A 16745-nucleotide genomic window follows, 5' to 3' on the forward strand; every position below is an offset into this window, starting at 1 on the left:
GGCTACACCTCACGCCGGTCGAAGATGAAGACCGCCAATGCCAGCAAAACGGCTGAATAGAGAAGCGCGTAGGCGATGTTATTACGCATGTAGACCGACATATTGACGATATCTTCTTCGGGATGGATGAGCTGATTCTGAACGTTGAAGTTGCCGAACTGCGGCAGCAGATAGTGAATAGCCAACCCAACCATCTGGGATATCTTGTTATGCGAGGTCGTGAGAGTATCCGTTACCGAGCTTAAATTCCCCACCAAAAAGATTCCGAAGGAGAGGAAGAAGTTGACCACCGGGGTGGCAAAGGTGGAAAAGAAAATGGTGAGGGCTGCCAAGAGCATCATCTGGAAAAAGGTGAAGATAACTCCCCGAACCATCTCCGGTGGTATCTGATGCTCTTGCATGCGCAGCATAGCCAAAAAGACAACCCCCATGGCGGCAATGTTAATGAACACCACCGCAAACCCCCCGAGAAACTTTCCTAAAACGAACTCAAAGCGCTGAACCGGCTTTGACAACACCGTATAGATCGTCCTGCGTTCTATCTCGACGGGGATAAGATAGATGCAGGTGACGATTGTGGTGAAAAGGCCCGCTAAAAGAATCGCCGCCAAACCAAGGCTTCGTAACACGGTTTGGCTATCCCGCGGGCTGAGAAAACCGAACACCGGCCCCATGGCGATGAGGAAAATTCCGGTAACGAGGAATATCCACATAACACGACGCCGCAGGGCCTCACGAACCGTCTGATGAGCGATCGCATAGATAGCTGCAAACATTCGTTCAGACTCCCTCTTCCTGAGCGGCTCCTGCCGAAGCCAACTCTTCTTTACGTACTGTTTCCACGAAGACCTCCTCTAAGGTTCGGCGATGAGGCATTACAGAGATAACCTGTCCCTTTGCGCCTCGAACCAAATCAATAAGCGTGGATACACGCTCTGGATCGTTGCTCGATAGCTTTAGCGTATCGTTGCCTATGGGTTCTATACTGGTGGCAATCGGACGCAACCGATCGATCAGTCCGTTCGCTAACTCTTTTCCACGAACGGTGATCTCAGTGCGCTCTCCCTCTACCAACTCTTTGATGGTACCGGTCGTTAATAGCTTGCCACGATGAATGATGGCAACACGTGTACAGATCATCTCGACATCGGCTAACTGATGCGAAGAGAGAAAAACCGTCTTCCCTTCATCTTTCAGGCTGGCTACGATATCGCGCAACTCCGCATGAGCAATCGGGTCGAGGCCTGACGTCGGTTCATCGAGGAAGAGCAGTTGCGGATCGTTGATCAACGCTTGCGCAATGCCGATGCGCTGACGCATTCCTTTCGAGTAGCCCCGAATTGCACGATGCCATGCCTCCGGCTGCAAACGCACCTTCTCAAGGCATATCTGTATACGACGCTTTCTCTCCGGCTGGGGAATGCGGAACAGCCTGCCATAGAAGTCCATCAAGTCCCAACCGGTCATCGACTCATAGAAGTAGGTCTCTTCGGGAAGATAGGAGATCAGATGCTTCACCGAGTTGTCTCCCATCGGTTTACCGAGGATCACCGCATCCCCCGCCGTGGGGAAAATGAGACCGAGCAGCATCTTGATGGTTGTGGTTTTGCCGGCACCGTTGCGGCCGAGAAAACCGAATATCTCTCCCTCTTCCACATCGAGGTCGAGGTTGTTAACGGCTACAACCTCCTGCCTCTGCCAAACGTCAATGTACTTTTTGGTGAGACCTCGGATCGAGATCGCAGTGGTCATAGGTTAGAATTCCTCCCTCCGCACGTGACGGAGCTGTTGTTTTGTGTTTGGGTAATGATGACGAAGTACACTGGTGGTTTCCATCCGAAACCACCAAAATCGGCGTATTATACCTTACCACCCTCTTGGGGTAGTGCACAACCTCAAAAATACGAGAAGTGCCATACTCTCCCGTCTTATTTACGTACTTTCATACAAGTTTTGTCACAAACATTTTAACCTAGCCCGCATTGGGCAAACCATAACCTCAAAACTAGTCCCCCAACCCCAACTCTGCTGCCAGTCTATCGCATAACTCTCGCGCCTCTGTGTTCGTCGGGTCATGCTCTAACACGGTGTGAAAAGCACACAAAGCCTCGCGAGGCTTATTCAATGCCCAATAAACACAGCCAAGCTTAATAGCCACCTCGCATCGTAAGGCCCCCTCCTCCGCCAGAGCCATTACCGATTCATATTCTGTACAAGCCTGCTCGGTTTTACCTAAACCACGCAAAATATCGGCACGCTCCACGCGTGCATAAAGGTTGCCGGGATCGTGTAATAACGCCTCGTCGTATGCGGAAAGAACGCGCGGGTCAAAGTCGCCATAAACGCCTCGCATCAGCCCGGCCCGAAGCCACCATGCCTCGGCCGGCACGCCCTTTTGGTTGAGCACCTCTTCCACCGTAGTAAGGGCCTCACGCCAACTGCCGGCACTATACAGCGCATAAGCGCGCCAAAAACCCTCCCTAGCGTCTCCGTCTTGACTCAACGAACCCCCTCCAGTTTTTCAAAACGGAGTCGCCCTCTGAACTTCATCTTTACAAAAACGGATGCGGAGAGGACAGGATTCGAACCTGCGTACCCTTGCGGGTAACCTGTTTTCAAGACAGGCGCCTTCAACCACTCGGCCACCTCTCCAGTCTTCTTAAGATAACCCAGAATACCGATTTTCGTCAAGTCGGCCTCATCGCAGCTGCCTGCCTTACAAATGGCAGGAGCGTAACCCGCGCTTCTCTAAATAACGCTGGTGGTACTCCTCGGCGGGGTAAAACTCCGGTGCAGGCAGAATCTGTGTAACAATTGGCCGAGAATACCTTCCAGAACGCTCCAAACGCTCTCTTGAAGCCTCCGCCGCCTCTCGCTGCTCTGGCGTAAATGCAAAAATCACCGAGCGGTATTGGGTTCCCACATCCGGCCCTTGTCGGTTAAGCTGTGTGGGATCGTGGCAGTTCCAAAACACCTCAAGCAACTGCTCATAGCTTACTTTCTCCGGATCGTACTCCACCAAAACCACCTCGGCATGGCCCGTGAGGTCTGTGCAAACCTCCTCGTAGGTAGGGTTCTTTGTGTGCCCTCCCGCGTACCCTACCGTCGTATTTACGACCCCAGGTACAGCGCGAAAGGTCGTCTCGACCCCCCAAAAACACCCGGCACCAAACATCGCTTTCTCTATGGCCATTTCGGTTACCCCCAAGAGTATTTCTATACCTTAGAACGCAATCCACTACCCGTCCGTTCCCTTAGCATCACAAAAGGAAAAAAGAATAAGTTCGCACCGTTGACACCACCAACAACGGGGTGCTATACTTATTAGTGAAATTATGCACAAAGTCACTGCTGACGCCGTTACCATGGATCAATCTGCCTCACCCACTTCGCCGGCATCCTCTCGCGCACGTGAGGTGTTCTACGAGCGCGAACGTGGAGTCTATGCACTGCGTATCTTGCGCGACGTCGCCCATGCCGTTGTCCGTATTCCCTCAGAGGATTCGCGCACCGACGCCATCCAAAACCTGTTCAACACCGTGGCTAAAGCCGGCATCCCCCTCTTTCTCATTAAACTCCATCGCTCTTCTGTCACCTTTGCGCTCGCCGGAGCCTACCTTGAAAGAGCTGCGGAGGTGCTGCGGGCCGCAGGCTACGATGTCTCTACCCGACGTGACCTGGCTATGGTAACTGTCGTTGCCTCCTCCATGAGAGAGATGGCCGGCATCATGGTGGATATCGCCGATGCCCTTTACGAAGCCGGCGCACGCATCTATGAGGCCGGAGATTCGCACGATACCGTGCAGTGTCTTATTGAAGCCAATCGCGTTCCTGACGCCGTCGAGCAGCTTTGCAAAACTTTTCATCTGGATAAGAGCGCCATCCACGAAGAGCATCTGCCTATTCAAGAGTTGCCATCATGAGAATCCTGGTCCAAAAATTCGGAGGCACCTCCGTAGATACCAAAGAGCATCGAGAGATGGCCGTGCGCAAGGTCATCAAAGCACGAGAGGCCGGCTACCACCCCGTTGTCGTTGTCTCGGCGATAGGACGTGCCGGCGCCCCTTACGCCACCGATACCCTCGTGCAGTTTCTCAAAAGCATTGACCCGCAAGTGCCCCCAGCCCCGCGCGAACTTGACATGATCATGGCCTGTGGCGAGATCATCTCCACAGTGGTGTTCGCTCATACCCTCCAAACGTTTGGCTATAAATCCATCGCGCTCTCCGGCGGGCAAGCCGGCATCATCACCGATCCGCAATTCGGTGACGCCCGCATCCGAGAAATACGCCCTCAATACATCCTGCGCCTGCTTGAACAGGGTTATATCCCTGTGGTCTGCGGCTTTCAAGGAACCACCGAGCCGGAAGATACCCACGAACATGGGGCCATCACCACCCTCGGTCGTGGAGGCAGCGATACCACCGCATCAGCGCTCGGTGCCGCTTTGTGCGCCGAAGCCGTTGAGATATATACCGACGTAGATGGCGTCAAAACGGCAGACCCCGATATCGTGCCCACAGCGCGTACCCTCGACGTCTGCTCCTACGAGGAGGTCGCAGAGATCGCTCATCAGGGAGCCAAGGTCGTTCATCCACGTGCTGCCGAGATTGCGATGGACTACAACATCCCCCTGTGGGTGAAATCAACCTTCTCCGACTCCCCGGGAACGCGCATTGTGGGACGCCAAGCTTCTGAAACAACCTATCCGCGCATTACCGGTATCACCCATACCGGAAAAATTGTCTACATCCGCTTAGAGATCGGAGAGACCGAGTACAAACCGCTTATCGAGCGCGAAGTCTATCGCATGATGGCACGCGCCGGCGTTTCTATCTATCTCGTTACCTTCAGCAATCGCTCGCTCTCCTTCGCCGTCGAGCGTAAAGTATATCCCATCGCCCGCGATCTGCTCGACGGCATGGTGGTGCCCATCACATTTGAACGGCCAGATGAAACGGGGCGCCTTGCCGCTTTCTACATCTTTAAATTCTCCGAAGGGCTTGATCTAGCCTACAGCGTGCAGCGGCCGCTGCTCCGGCCCTTAGAACAATACGTGCACGTCATAGATGTAAATGCCAGCGTCATTGAAAGCTGCACAATGGTGTCCGTCATCACCAGTGGGCATCGTACCATGCCAGGCGTTATGGCTCGGATATACTCACTACTAACGAAGGCCGGAATCGCCGTCTACCAAACGGCCGATTCCGAGATGTCGGTCTCTTGCCTTATCCCTGAAAGCGAGGTGGAACGGGCCGTCCGTCTCCTTCATGCCGAGCTGTGCGAGCAGGTATCCAAACCAACCGAGGCACTCCCATGAAATCTGAAGATGAGGACTACCCACCCGAAGATACCGAGTCGCCGCAATTGCCAACTCCCCCCGAAGTCCCTTCCGCCCCGCAATTGCCGGAGGTACCTCGACTACAAAAAGTGGAAAAACCGACTTGGCAGCCTAAAAAACCCTCTTCAAAAAGCAGTAGCCTCTTCGGGTTTGGCGCCGATAGTCCCGATAGCGCCACACGAACCTATTCAAAAGTCGTTATGGCCGCTACGGTAGCCACAAGCCTCATTGGCCCGATGGTGGTGTTCGCTCTCGTAGGTTTTTGGCTCGACGGCAAGCTTCACCACTCCGTGGCCTATCTCGCAGGCATCGGATGCATCGTCGGCTTCTTCGCCGGGCTTGCGTCGGTAATGGATATTCTGCGGAGGCTAAAAAAGTAGCTTCGAACGTCCTATCGTAGACAGAAATCCAAGCTTGATGTGCTATAATATTAGCCGCACTGTAAGCAGGCTAAGTGATACCGTCTTATCGAAAAAGGGAGTCTCCATAACGGAACCGCAACAATGCGAGATAACCGACTGATCTTTCAAACCATCAAACAAAGCGGTCTTTGTGCAGGGATTGCGGCACTGGGGCTGATCGCCCTCCGCAACGATGCAGCTGCAGCAGGCTTCCTTATGGGGGTAGGGCTGGCGCTTTTTGGCCTTTACGGTCTCGAACGCGCATCGCTACGCTGCTTCCATACAAACTCGTCCTCTCGCGTAGGGCGTATCATGGGAGTAGCCCTCCTTTTTCGTCTACCTGTTTATGTGGGAGGAATACTGCTCCTCGTGCACTTCTATGGCGGCTCCTTCCCGCTTGCCTTGGGTGGCGTCGGGGGCATTCTCTGTGTGCTTCTCTCACTCATCCATACCGTCCTAAAAACAGCGTCGCAAAGAACCCAACAAATTTAAGGGCTAGTTCACTAATAGAGGAAGAAAGGTTTTCATGCCGAGCAGTCTTCAATCAGCACAACCATTCGGTAACATGCATAAGAGTCATCTGCCCATCCAGATCGCGCAGGCAGGTGGTTCTCCTAATGTTTCTACAGATGCTCCTATCTCTCAACATGCCGAACAGACCTCCGAAAAACCACAGATCGGAGATATACCCGACCCTACCCTGCTGCTCGAAAACGCCGTGCTCGCCGCCCTGCTGCTCATCCTTTTCGCCTTCCTTTCCCGACGCAACCTTCAAAAAGTGCCGCGCGGCCTCCAAAATATCGGCGAGTTCATCGTCGAAACCATTGATCGCTTCGTTGTGGAACTCATGGGGCATCACGGAAGAAAGTACGTCCCCTTTGCGGGCACGCTCTTCCTGTTCATCTTTGTTATGAACGTTCTTGGTGACATCCCAGGGTTCCATGCACCCACCAGCAACCTTACCTACACCTTTGCCCTCGGCCTCACCGTATTCTGCTATGTTCAGTGGGAGGGAATACGCGCTCGTGGGCTGTTCGGCTATATCAAACACTTCTCCGGCCCTCCGCTACCTCCCCTTATGGCTATCTTTCTTAAGCCGCTTCTATTTGTCATCGAGGTCATCTCCGAACTTTTTAAACCGATCACTCTTTCCGTCCGACTTTTCGGTAATATCTTCGGTGAGGATGTCATCATCCTCGTCTTCGCTAGCCTCTTCACCATGATCGGCCTTAAAATGTTTGGCTGGTTTCCACTGCAGTTTCCGGTGCTCCTCTTGGCCTATCTCACCGATTTCGTACAAGCCCTTGTCTTCATGGTGCTCGCCTGCATCTATCTCGCCCTCATGACCCATGAAGAGGAGATGGAAGAGGAGGAATCGGAACAAGCGCTCGCACATGCGCACTAATCGTCTCTATGTAACTAACTTAAACAAACCAAACATTACGACAGAAAGGGTTTCAGAAGAACATGATCTATTTCGCTGCACTTGCAATTGCGGCCGGACTTGCAGTCCCGATCGCGGTTATCGGAGCCGGTATCGGACAAGGACGCGCGGTGGCATCTGGGCTTGAATCGATGGCACGGCAGCCCGGTATGGCAGGCCAACTTCTTATCAATATGATCATCGGTCTCGCCTTCATCGAGTCGCTCGTGCTCTTTGCCCTCGTGCTCGTCTTCATCTTTCTCGGCTCCCGCCTCCCTAATACCAACCAGGTGCTGCAAACCATCCAGAGCACGCAGGTAAGCAAATAGTCTTTTCGGCTCCCAGAAACTTCTGGGAGCCGAAGGAGAGAATAGATGTTACAGATCGAGCAAGCCATAAAATTTAACCCGGTCTACTTCGGCATACAGATTCTGATCTTTCTGCTCCTTCTGCAGATACTTACCAGGGTCTTTTGGCGCCCTTTCCTGCACGATATGGAAAAACGTACCCAAGACCTTGACGCCCGCTATCGCCGTAGGGAGGAGCTACAACAAGAGATGGAGCGCCTACGCGCCGATTATCAGCAGCGTATCGCCCTCGTGGATGCCGAAGCTCGCGCCCATATTCAAGAGGCGGTAAAAAAAGCGCAAGGGGAAAGGGAACGCCTGATCAAAGAGGCGCGCTCCCAAGCAGAACAGGTGTTGCTTCAGGGCCGTGAGAGCATCGAACGAGAGCGCGAAGCGACTCTCCAAGCACTCAAAGAGCAGATGATCGCCATGGCAACCGATGTCGCCGACCACGCCTTGGGTTCTCTGTACCCTAAAGGAGAGCTGCGACGTTCGATTGAAGCCCATGTGGCACAGGCAACAACCCCTGTTAATATGACTAACAAATGGGGAACCAATGAAACTTTTTCTACGGAGTTGGCACCGTGATCCCTGAGGTTAGCCTCGGTCCGTTTAAAATAGAACAGCCCGATGCGTTTCCGGCGCTTATTTTGGGCTTTCTTATCTTGCTGTGGCTGGCATATAAGTATGCCTACCCGCTAGCGCGCGACCTGCTAAAAGCGCGCACGGAACGCATCGAACAGGCCGAAAAACAGGCCGATGCCCTCCTCGCCGAAGCCCAAGCCATACACGATGACTACGTTCAGCGCCTGGCGCATATCGAAGAGGAGCACCGCGCTCGTGTTGAACAGGCCGTGCGCGAAGCCGAAGCGCTCTCTGCCCAAATTATAGCCGAGGCGCAACAGACAGCACAAACTATTCTGCAGCGTGCACAACAAGAGGTCGAGCGGGAGCGTGCCTACCACCAAATCCTTATGCGCCAACAGATCGTCCAGATCGTCCTCGATGCCGCTGAAAATGCCATCCGCACCATGGCGTCCGAAGAGACGCAACATAAGCTCGTGAGCGATTTCATCCATCAACTCGCCCAAAGTAGCCTTAACGGCTATACTTCTGTAAATCGTAACAGCCTCGCCCATGGTGGAGGAGAATCCTAAATGGCAACCCGTGATGTGCGTGCAGCACGACGCTACGCCGCAGCGCTCTTTCACGCTGCCCAAAGAGAAGGCGCTCTCGATGTGGTAGAGCACGAACTCGAGGAGCTACTCACAACCCTCCACGATACGCCAGTCTTAAAAGAGTTCTGGCACAGCCCCCTTGTGCCCGCTCCCAAAAAAAGTGCTCTCATCGAGAAAACCCTCGCCGATAGGCTACATCCAATCACCATCGGGTTCCTGAACCTGCTCATCAACAAACGCCGCGAAGAGCTGTTAGAATATATCTATACCGATTTTAGACGCCTGGTTGATCAGGCACAACACCTGCTTCGTGCAGAAGCCGTCTTCGCCGTCCCACCCACCCCCGATGAAGAACAGGCTCTGCGAGAAAGCCTACAAAAACGAACGGGTGCCAACGTGGAATTGCGTGTACGGCTCGATCCGGAAATTCTCGGCGGAGTCGTCATCCGACTGCAAGATACCATCATTGATGGAAGCGTGCGCGGAAGCCTCGAAAGATTACGCGAGCGCTTCCTACAAAAAGCTTAGTTCTAACCGAAAAACCCGAAACGTCTACAATACGACGTTGCGCTGGAGATAGAGATAACGATGGCCATTCGACCAGAAGAGATAACTTCAATACTCGAGCGAGAGTTGCTCGAAACCACAAAACGTGAAATTGCAACTTATGATTCTGGAACCGTTCTCCAGGTGGGAGACGGAATCGCACGCATCTACGGTCTGCAAGGCTGCATGGTGTCAGAGTTGTTGGAGTTCCTCGATGAAAAGGGGAACCCCATCGTAGACGAAAACGGCGCCGTTATTCGTGCGATTGCCCTCAACCTCGAAGAAGATAATGTCGGCGCCATTATCCTCGGCCCCTGCGAACAGATTTTTGAGGGAACCACGGTTCGACGCACAAACCGCATCATCGAGGTACCCGTAGGCGAAGGTCTGCTAGGCCGCGTGGTAAGTGCCCTAGGCGACCCCCTCGATGGCAAAGGTCCCATCACCGCTACGCGATATGCCTATATCGAAGCCCGTGCCCCAGGCGTTGTGGAGCGCCAACCCGTAAAAGAGCCGCTGCAAACGGGTCTCAAAGCCATAGATGCACTCGTGCCCATCGGGCGTGGACAACGGGAGCTGATCATCGGCGACCGCGGTATCGGAAAAACCGCCATCGCCCTCGATACCATCATCAACCAAAAGGGCGGCGACGTTATCTGCATCTACGTCGCTATCGGCCAGAAGGCCTCGACCGTCGAAAATGTTCGCCGTACCCTAGAGGCTGCTGGTGCCATGGACTACACCATCATTGTGGCCGCCAACGCCTCCGACCCGGCTCCGATGCAGTACATCGCTCCCTACACCGGTTGCACCATCGGAGAGTACTTCCGCGATAAAGGACAACATGCCGTCGTCATCTACGACGACCTCTCCAAACATGCCGTCGCCTACCGCCAAGTCTCCCTGCTTCTCCGACGCCCCCCCGGACGCGAAGCCTACCCCGGCGACATCTTCTATCTGCATAGCCGTCTCCTTGAACGGGCCGCAAAAATTCGCGAGGACTATATCATCGTAGAGAAAACCGCCCCCGCAGAAACGACAGAAGGCATCAACGGTAAACTTTACGAGGGTAGCCATGGGCTAAGTGAGGCCAAAAAAGACCTTGCCGCCATGCCCAATGCCGATTCCCTCGAAGTTCGCAAAAAGCCGGGAACCGGTGGAAGTCTCACGGCGCTGCCCATCATCGAAACATTGGCCTCCGACGTCTCTGCCTACATCCCCACCAACGTCATCTCCATTACGGATGGACAAATATTCCTTGAACCAGACCTCTTTTTTGCCGGCGTGCGTCCCGCTATCAACGTGGGTATCTCGGTGTCCCGTGTAGGACGCTCGGCACAAATTTCGGCGATGAAAAGCGCTAAAGTGGCAGGCCGACTGCGACTTGACCTCGCCCAGTTCCGGGAGGTGCAAGCGTTCGCCCAGTTCGCCTCCGATCTCGATAAGGTGACCCGTGACCAGCTCGAGCGTGGTTCGCGACTCATCGAAATACTTAAGCAACCGCAGTTCCAACCCATGCCCGTGGAAAAACAGGTCACCATCATCTACGCCGGCAACAATGGTTATCTCGATGATATTCCCGTGAACGCCGTAAGCAAATTCGAGGCGGAGTTTCATCCCTTCATGGAAAAGAACTATCCCGACATCCTTGAAAAAATCCGACTCACCAAAGATTTGGATGAGACCACAGAGGCAGAACTAAATAAAGCTATACAAGCCTTTAAAGCCCAGTTCCACCCCTAAGGCTTTGTTGAAAAGTTCGTTAAGGGCTTTTTGCGATCTCCCTTAGTGTTTTGGGCTAAGGGAGATCGCGTACAAGGAGGTTTTCTATGAACCCGGAGACATCCCTACAAGAGGCTATCGAACAAACAAAACGTGCGATCGAACAGCTACGCGAACGAGTCGTTACAGCCATCATGCAGCGCAATCGCCTGCAAGAGGAGGTAACGAAGCGAGAGCGCGACCTCGCCATGAGAAAAGAGAAGCTCGTTCAGGCCAATAAACTGCAGGATCCATCCGTAGCTAACGAACTGCGCGAAGAGATCGCCACCCTCGAAAAAGAGCTTCAAACCCTCAAAGACAGCCTTGCAAAAGCGGAGGTAGAAGCCGAAACACTTAAGGCGCAGCGCCCTGCAGAGGAGGCTCGTCTTAATCTCATGCTACGCGATCTGCAAGCGCGCCTCGCCATGGGCTATACCACTTTAGTGGAGGACCAACAGCCGGGTTCCGGTATAGGCGAAGCCGAAGAGATGTTTCAACGGGCTAGCGACAAAATCGAAGGCTTGCAGTCCGAAGCGGCAGCTCGGCAAGAGGTCACGGGCACCCCAACTCAGGCACCCACTCCTGCCCAATCTGCAGAGCAGTTGCTCTCCGATCTTGAGCGCCGACTGGGACTTTCCACCACCGAACCCTCCGCGCCCCCATCTACCGAACCGGTAGAAACAACCGCCTCTCCTCCAACGACCGCCTCCACGGAAGCAGAGCCGGCCGTTTCTGAACAGCCGATGACCTATGAAACTCCTACGCCGGCCGAGGAGCCACCAACGGCCCCGTCTACACCCCAAGAGACGCCCCAAACTACGCCGATTATAACCGGCATCACTCCGGAAGAGATGGAGGCCTTGCTCTCTCATCCGTCGGCACAAGGAGAAGCAACACCCGCTCCCACTGTAGACGAGCAAGTTGCTCAACCTTCCACTTCCCCGTGGGACTATACAACGTCAACAACCGCTTCGACCGAAACGTTAGAAGTCGTCTCCTTCCCGGTTGAAGAAGAACCGGAGGAAGTGTCTCAAGCGACAATCGAAGGTCAAGATGCAGAGCCATCCCAACCTATCGCTATGGCAGAAACCGCCACGGTCGAAGCCCCAACCGCACCTGCTGAATCGCATAGCGAGACGATAACCCTCGAAAGAGAGGAACAACCAAAAGAAGAGGTCGCCTTCTATCCAGTCACCCAACCAACCCCCAAACCGGTTGGCTACGATCCCTCATACCGTGTTCGCGTCGCCGCTATAGGCACAGGCGGCATCTTTCGTGGCGCCCACCTACCCTGTTACCCCCTCATTCCACAGGCGAAACTCGTCGCCCTGTGCGATCCGGATTCGGATGCGCTTCAGCACGCCTACCGCCGCCTTCAAAACCTTACCGCGGAACAGATCGAGCGAGCACGTGAGCGCCACGATGACGACGCTATCGAACGCCTCATGCGCGACCTCGAGGAGGTTCGTCTCTTCTCTGATATCAGTGAAGTCATCAGCGAGATTCAGCCCGATCTCGTGGACATCTGCACCCAGCCCGTGCTTCATGTACCCCTCGCTATCAAGGCATTGGAAGCCGGCATTCATGTCATGTGTGAAAAACCACTCTGTCGTAGTTGGCTGGAAAGCGAACGCCTCATCGCCACCATTCAACGCACCGGCCGCTTCTACCAGCATAACGAAAACTGGCTTTTCGACCCGGACTACTACACCGCCAGCAAACTCATCCATGCCGGAGCTATTGGCGAGCCATTGCTTATGTTCCTCGCAACGGCACATGGTGGGCCGGAAGGCAATCCCAAATTCTGGAACCCTGAATTCGGTGGGGGCGGCTCTCTCCTCGATAACGGCATTCACGCCATCGGGGCCGCATGGTTTCTTAGCGGCTTGAAGAAACGTCCTACCGTGGTCAAGGCCGTAGAGCCTTTCGGGATGGCGATCCGAATGCCGCTACGCATTATTGATGGACACTACCAAACCGTTACCGTAGATGACGACGCCCATATTCTCATCCGCTTTGAAGATGCAGAAACCGGTGCCTGGACGAACGCTCACGTTGAGGGGTCGTGGAGCCACCGCGATTCACCCGATACCGTGGTCATCGGCACTACAGGCCGGCTCTACTTCACATCCCAAGAGGGACACCGCTATGTCGTCATAACCGATGCCTATGACCGAGAGGTTCGACGTATCGAAGCTACCGGCCCCACGTGGCAGTTTTGGCCGTCCTCCTTCTACGGCGAAATCCTCAATATGGTGCAGTGCATTCGCACCGGCCGTCCACCTCTCTGTGACGCCCAATTCGGTGCCGATTGCTCCGCCGTTGTCGGAGCCGCCTATCTCTCCGAAAAGAACGGTCGCCGCGCCGTTCATCTCGACGAATTTCGCGATTTTGCCCATTCAATCGCCCAACGCTATCCCAACGACCCTCAGGCGGCTGACGATGCGCTTGTAGAAACGCTTCTTTCTGCGGTAAGAAAATCTTAACGAAATACCCACAAGTGAATCCTAACGGATAGAAGATAAAGATGGCAACTATTCGACAAGTTCGTGCTCGTATTCGAGCAGCAAAAAATATCCAGCAGATTACCAAAGCTATGAAAATGGTGGCGGCAGCCCGTTTTAAGCGTGCCCAAGATAGGGTACAGGCGGCTCGTCCCTATGCCGAGATCATGCGTGATATGATGGTTCGACTCGCTAGCTCCGCAGGAGAACTCTTAGATCATCCTCTCCTGCAACAGAGAGAGCTGGAGAACACCGGCTTTCTCATCATCACCTCAGATAGAGGTTTGGCAGGCTCCTACAACTCCGCGATGCTTCGTCGCGCCACCGAACTGCTTCGCCCCTACGACCGCTCCAAAGTCAAGCTCTACCTAGTAGGCCGCAAAGGCATTCAGTTCTTCCGTCGGCGTGGCTACCAGATCGCAGCCGAGTTCAGCATTCCAGGAACCGGCGCTACCTTTGCCGATGCTCAAGATATCGCGCGCGTTGTTCGTGAAGCCTTCCTCAATGGCGAGATCGACCGGCTCTACCTGCTCTATACACGCTTCTACACCGCAATCACCACCCGGCCCACCGATCTCCAACTTCTTCCTATCCAGCCACCCGAGAAACAGGAAGAAACAACGGAGGCCCCACAGTATTTCGATGACTACATCTTTGAGCCATCCGCCAACGAGATTCTGAGTGCGCTTCTACCTCGTTACATTGATGGACAGATCTATCAATGCCTTCTCGAATCGACCGCCAGCGAGCATGGCGCCCGCATGACCGCCATGAGTGCCGCAACCGACAACGCAGGCAAAATGATCCAAACTCTTACTCTACAACTCAATCGCGCGCGTCAAGCCAACATTACTCGTGAGATATCTGAGATCGTTGGCGGTGCCGAGGCCTTAAAAGGCTAACCGTTTGGAAAGAGGGGAAGAGCCAGTTCTTCCCCCCTTCATGAATAGTTACCAATCTAACGGCAAAGAGGATAAAAGCCGCGATAAACACGCTCTGCTGGACCGGTCATCTCGATCTCAGCACCAGGCCGCCAGCGGACGATAAGCTCGCCCCCTTTGCTTCGCACGACGATCGGCGCATCAGGAGAAGCACAGTTTTTAAGCACGGCCGCTACTGCAGCTGCACAGGCACCTGTCCCGCACCCCCAGGTCTCTCCTGCCCCACGCTCCCAAATGCGCATCGAAAGCACGTTAGGTGCGACCAATACGCACCACATCAGTGAGGCGCGCTCCGGGAAAAGCGGGTGTTTCTCCACAAGAGGACTGATGGTAAAGAAGCGCTCATCATCCGGTAGCTCCGCCACAAATGTAACGGCATGAGTCGTGCCGGTTGAAAGTGCAGTGATCAGGAGGGTCTCTGTCGGTGTCACATCAAGAGGAAAATCTATCACCGGTTCTTGGGCTACACGCATGGGAATAGAGGCCGGCTCAAACTGTGGCCGCCCCATGCTCACTGTGATCGAAACGATCTGTCCCTCTGCGTTTCGATGCAACTTGGCTCGGCGCACTCCGGCTAAGGTGCCTATAAAAAGGTCGTCTTTGCTTACTATCCCCTCTTCCACAGCATATCGTGCCACACACCGCAGACCGTTCCCACAAACATCCGGTGTGCCGTCGGGATTGTACATGCGCATCATGAGATCGGCAAAAAGCGTTCGCTCTAGAATAATGAGGCCATCCGCACCGATGCCCGTATGACGATCGCACATTTCGATAGCAAGCGCCGACCAATCCTGGTCGTTTGCGTCCCGCCCATCCACGACCACGAAATCGTTCCCAACGCCATGCATCTTTGTGAAGGCAATCTTTTCGGCCACGATGGCAACCTCACCTCATGGTGCGATCTCAAGCATACCCCCATCCCGAGGACACATCGCGTGGCTTGAGGGATATATAGAATACCTTACATGAGATGGTCTTTAGAACACACTGAATCTCTTCTAGGCAATGTTGGAACGGCAAACGGCTACTTTCTTGCTCCATCAACCTGCTAGCGACAGAACTTGACAAAAATCCGGCCTATCGAGTATTCTTTGTTAGCACTCGAAGGTGGAGAGCGCTAAAACGGAACTCCCTCCCCTTCCAAGCCAATACCAAGAAAGGAGACACAAAATGGGTCTGCGTCCTTTGGGTGACAAAGTGGTCGTGAAACCGAGCGAAGAAGAGGAGAAGACTCCCGGTGGGATTCTGTTGCCCGATACCGCGAAGAAAAAGCCTCAAGAGGGCAAAGTGGTGGCCGTAGGGAATGGGCGCATCCTCGAAAACGGCGAGATCAAACCCATGTCCGTTAAGGTCGGCGATACCGTCCTCTATGCTAAATACGGTGGCACCGAAGTTACCATTGATGGCCAAGACTACGTCCTCCTCGATGAAGATCAGGTCTTCGCAATCATTGAGGGGTAGGGCGTTGGCCTTGAGGGGTAGAGCGAAGAGCTTGCCCGCAAAGCCTCTGTACACAACATGAGAATTGTCTGTATCCATTTCCGAAACCCATCGTAAGGAGAAACGAAGCCATGGCAGCAAAAATGCTATTGTATGATGAAGAGGCCCGTCGTGCTCTCGAAAGAGGTGCCGAGGCCGTTGCGAATGCAGTAAAAGTAACCCTTGGCCCCAAAGGCCGAAATGTGGTTCTCGATAAAAAATGGGGTTCCCCCACCATCACCAAAGATGGGGTCACCGTCGCTAAAGAGATCGAGTTGGAAGACCCCTACGAGAACATGGGGGCGCAACTGGTAAAAGAGGTTGCCAGCAAAACCAATGATGTGGCTGGCGATGGAACCACCACCGCCACCGTGTTGGCTCAAGCTATTCTTAAGGAAGGCCTCCGCTATGTAGCTGCCGGCGGTAACCCCCTGCAAGTCAAGCACGGTATTGAGCGCGCTGTGGAGCGCGCCGTGGAAGAGCTGAAGAAGCTCGCCGTGGAAGTGCGCGGAGACAAGGCCAAAGTCGCCAGCGTCGCCGCTATCGCCGGGAACGATGCGGAGATCGGCCAGCTCGTCGCAGATGCTATCGAACGTGTAGGGCAAGATGGAGTGATTACCGTAGAAGAGAGCCGAAGCCTCCAAACCTACACCGAGTTCGTAGACGGCATGCAGTTTGACAAGGGCTACATCTCCCCTTACTTCGTCACCGACACCGAGCGTATGGAGGCCGTCCTCGAAAATCCCTACATCCTCATCTATGAGAAAAAGATTAGCTCCGCAACCGATCTCATCCCCTTGCTGGAGAAGATCGCGCAGCAG

At 54.2% G+C, this 16745-nt stretch carries 19 protein-coding genes and 1 tRNA gene; 14 read left to right on the forward strand and 6 right to left on the reverse strand.

The annotated features are described in order from the left end of the window. Positions 1 to 2: 2 nt before the first annotated feature. The 5 genes from VKV18_RS09850 to msrA form a co-directional block, all read right to left on the reverse strand. Positions 3 to 776 (reverse strand): ABC transporter permease, encoded by a 774-nt coding sequence (locus VKV18_RS09850; protein WP_324204037.1) that lies wholly within the window; start codon positions 774 to 776, stop codon positions 3 to 5. A gap of 4 nt (positions 777 to 780) precedes the next feature. Next, the gene (locus VKV18_RS09855) at positions 781 to 1752 is read right to left on the reverse strand and encodes an ABC transporter ATP-binding protein (protein WP_324201021.1); all 972 of its coding nucleotides are present in this window, start codon (positions 1750 to 1752) and stop codon (positions 781 to 783) included. A 253-nt stretch (positions 1753 to 2005) separates the two neighbouring features. Next, the gene (locus tag VKV18_RS09860) at positions 2006 to 2503 is read right to left on the reverse strand and encodes a hypothetical protein (protein WP_324204038.1); all 498 of its coding nucleotides are present in this window, start codon (positions 2501 to 2503) and stop codon (positions 2006 to 2008) included. 64 nt (positions 2504 to 2567) lie between these two features. Beyond that, positions 2568 to 2652: transfer RNA gene (locus VKV18_RS09865), tRNA-Ser, on the reverse strand. Between the two features lie 64 nt (positions 2653 to 2716). Continuing rightward, positions 2717 to 3193, reverse strand: coding sequence for a peptide-methionine (S)-S-oxide reductase MsrA (gene msrA / locus VKV18_RS09870; RefSeq protein WP_324204039.1), 477 nt, complete (start codon positions 3191 to 3193; stop codon positions 2717 to 2719). A 142-nt stretch (positions 3194 to 3335) separates the two neighbouring features. Here msrA and VKV18_RS09875 point away from each other — a divergent pair, with 142 nt between their 5' ends. The 12 genes from VKV18_RS09875 to atpG all read left to right on the forward strand — a co-directional run bounded on the left by VKV18_RS09875 (position 3336) and on the right by atpG (position 14403). Continuing rightward, on the forward strand, positions 3336 to 3923 hold the full coding sequence (locus VKV18_RS09875; protein WP_324204040.1) for an ACT domain-containing protein: 588 nt from the start codon (positions 3336 to 3338) through the stop codon (positions 3921 to 3923). Further along, on the forward strand, positions 3920 to 5320 hold the full coding sequence (locus VKV18_RS09880) for an aspartate kinase (protein ID WP_324204041.1): 1401 nt from the start codon (positions 3920 to 3922) through the stop codon (positions 5318 to 5320). Before VKV18_RS09875 ends, VKV18_RS09880 begins: the two co-directional genes overlap by 4 nt. Next, a complete protein-coding gene (locus tag VKV18_RS09885) occupies positions 5317 to 5721 on the forward strand; it encodes an AtpZ/AtpI family protein (protein ID WP_324204042.1) in 405 nt (134 codons plus the stop codon). The genes VKV18_RS09880 and VKV18_RS09885 overlap by 4 nt, the downstream gene beginning before the upstream one ends. A gap of 123 nt (positions 5722 to 5844) precedes the next feature. Then, the gene (locus VKV18_RS09890; protein ID WP_324204043.1) at positions 5845 to 6234 is read left to right on the forward strand and encodes a hypothetical protein; all 390 of its coding nucleotides are present in this window, start codon (positions 5845 to 5847) and stop codon (positions 6232 to 6234) included. Between the two features lie 34 nt (positions 6235 to 6268). Beyond that, on the forward strand, positions 6269 to 7147 hold the full coding sequence (atpB, locus tag VKV18_RS09895; RefSeq protein ID WP_324204044.1) for a F0F1 ATP synthase subunit A: 879 nt from the start codon (positions 6269 to 6271) through the stop codon (positions 7145 to 7147). 62 nt (positions 7148 to 7209) lie between these two features. Continuing rightward, positions 7210 to 7494, forward strand: coding sequence for an ATP synthase F0 subunit C (atpE, locus tag VKV18_RS09900; RefSeq protein ID WP_016481909.1), 285 nt, complete (start codon positions 7210 to 7212; stop codon positions 7492 to 7494). A 45-nt stretch (positions 7495 to 7539) separates the two neighbouring features. Further along, positions 7540 to 8100, forward strand: coding sequence for an ATP synthase F0 subunit B (locus tag VKV18_RS09905; RefSeq protein WP_324204045.1), 561 nt, complete (start codon positions 7540 to 7542; stop codon positions 8098 to 8100). Next, entirely contained in the window at positions 8097 to 8669 is a 573-nt protein-coding gene (locus tag VKV18_RS09910) for an ATP synthase F0 subunit B (protein WP_324204046.1), read from the forward strand. The genes VKV18_RS09905 and VKV18_RS09910 overlap by 4 nt, the downstream gene beginning before the upstream one ends. Continuing rightward, positions 8670 to 9218 (forward strand): ATP synthase F1 subunit delta, encoded by a 549-nt coding sequence (gene atpH, locus VKV18_RS09915; RefSeq protein ID WP_324204047.1) that lies wholly within the window; start codon positions 8670 to 8672, stop codon positions 9216 to 9218. A gap of 54 nt (positions 9219 to 9272) precedes the next feature. Beyond that, entirely contained in the window at positions 9273 to 10979 is a 1707-nt protein-coding gene (gene atpA / locus VKV18_RS09920) for a F0F1 ATP synthase subunit alpha (RefSeq protein WP_345786409.1), read from the forward strand. An 86-nt stretch (positions 10980 to 11065) separates the two neighbouring features. After that, positions 11066 to 13483, forward strand: coding sequence for a Gfo/Idh/MocA family oxidoreductase (locus tag VKV18_RS09925; protein WP_324204049.1), 2418 nt, complete (start codon positions 11066 to 11068; stop codon positions 13481 to 13483). 41 nt (positions 13484 to 13524) lie between these two features. Next, the gene (gene atpG / locus VKV18_RS09930) at positions 13525 to 14403 is read left to right on the forward strand and encodes an ATP synthase F1 subunit gamma (protein ID WP_324204050.1); all 879 of its coding nucleotides are present in this window, start codon (positions 13525 to 13527) and stop codon (positions 14401 to 14403) included. A 56-nt stretch (positions 14404 to 14459) separates the two neighbouring features. Here atpG and dapF read toward each other — a convergent pair whose 3' ends face one another. Further along, positions 14460 to 15320, reverse strand: coding sequence for a diaminopimelate epimerase (gene dapF, locus VKV18_RS09935; RefSeq protein WP_324204051.1), 861 nt, complete (start codon positions 15318 to 15320; stop codon positions 14460 to 14462). A 295-nt stretch (positions 15321 to 15615) separates the two neighbouring features. On the opposite strand from dapF, the gene groES reads away from it, so the two are divergent. Then, a complete protein-coding gene (gene groES / locus VKV18_RS09940) occupies positions 15616 to 15906 on the forward strand; it encodes a co-chaperone GroES (protein WP_016481917.1) in 291 nt (96 codons plus the stop codon). Between the two features lie 110 nt (positions 15907 to 16016). Further along, on the forward strand, positions 16017 to 16745 hold a 729-nt coding region (gene groEL / locus VKV18_RS09945; protein ID WP_324201006.1), incomplete at its 3' end, for a chaperonin GroEL.

The sequence above is a fragment of the Chthonomonas sp. genome, assembly GCF_035294505.1.
Lineage (GTDB): Bacteria > Armatimonadota > Chthonomonadetes > Chthonomonadales > Chthonomonadaceae > Chthonomonas.

Coding starts and splice junctions, on each gene's coding strand:
- VKV18_RS09850 (WP_324204037.1), bottom strand. CDS start 776: ATGTTTGCAGCTATCTATGCGATCGCTCATCAGACGGTTCGTGAGGCC.
- VKV18_RS09855 (WP_324201021.1), bottom strand. CDS start 1,752: ATGACCACTGCGATCTCGATCCGAGGTCTCACCAAAAAGTACATTGAC.
- msrA (WP_324204039.1), bottom strand. CDS start 3,193: ATGGCCATAGAGAAAGCGATGTTTGGTGCCGGGTGTTTTTGGGGGGTC.
- VKV18_RS09875 (WP_324204040.1), top strand. CDS start 3,336: ATGCACAAAGTCACTGCTGACGCCGTTACCATGGATCAATCTGCCTCA.
- VKV18_RS09880 (WP_324204041.1), top strand. CDS start 3,920: ATGAGAATCCTGGTCCAAAAATTCGGAGGCACCTCCGTAGATACCAAA.
- VKV18_RS09885 (WP_324204042.1), top strand. CDS start 5,317: ATGAAATCTGAAGATGAGGACTACCCACCCGAAGATACCGAGTCGCCG.
- VKV18_RS09890 (WP_324204043.1), top strand. CDS start 5,845: ATGCGAGATAACCGACTGATCTTTCAAACCATCAAACAAAGCGGTCTT.
- atpB (WP_324204044.1), top strand. CDS start 6,269: ATGCCGAGCAGTCTTCAATCAGCACAACCATTCGGTAACATGCATAAG.
- atpE (WP_016481909.1), top strand. CDS start 7,210: ATGATCTATTTCGCTGCACTTGCAATTGCGGCCGGACTTGCAGTCCCG.
- VKV18_RS09905 (WP_324204045.1), top strand. CDS start 7,540: ATGTTACAGATCGAGCAAGCCATAAAATTTAACCCGGTCTACTTCGGC.
- atpH (WP_324204047.1), top strand. CDS start 8,670: ATGGCAACCCGTGATGTGCGTGCAGCACGACGCTACGCCGCAGCGCTC.
- VKV18_RS09925 (WP_324204049.1), top strand. CDS start 11,066: ATGAACCCGGAGACATCCCTACAAGAGGCTATCGAACAAACAAAACGT.
- atpG (WP_324204050.1), top strand. CDS start 13,525: ATGGCAACTATTCGACAAGTTCGTGCTCGTATTCGAGCAGCAAAAAAT.
- groES (WP_016481917.1), top strand. CDS start 15,616: ATGGGTCTGCGTCCTTTGGGTGACAAAGTGGTCGTGAAACCGAGCGAA.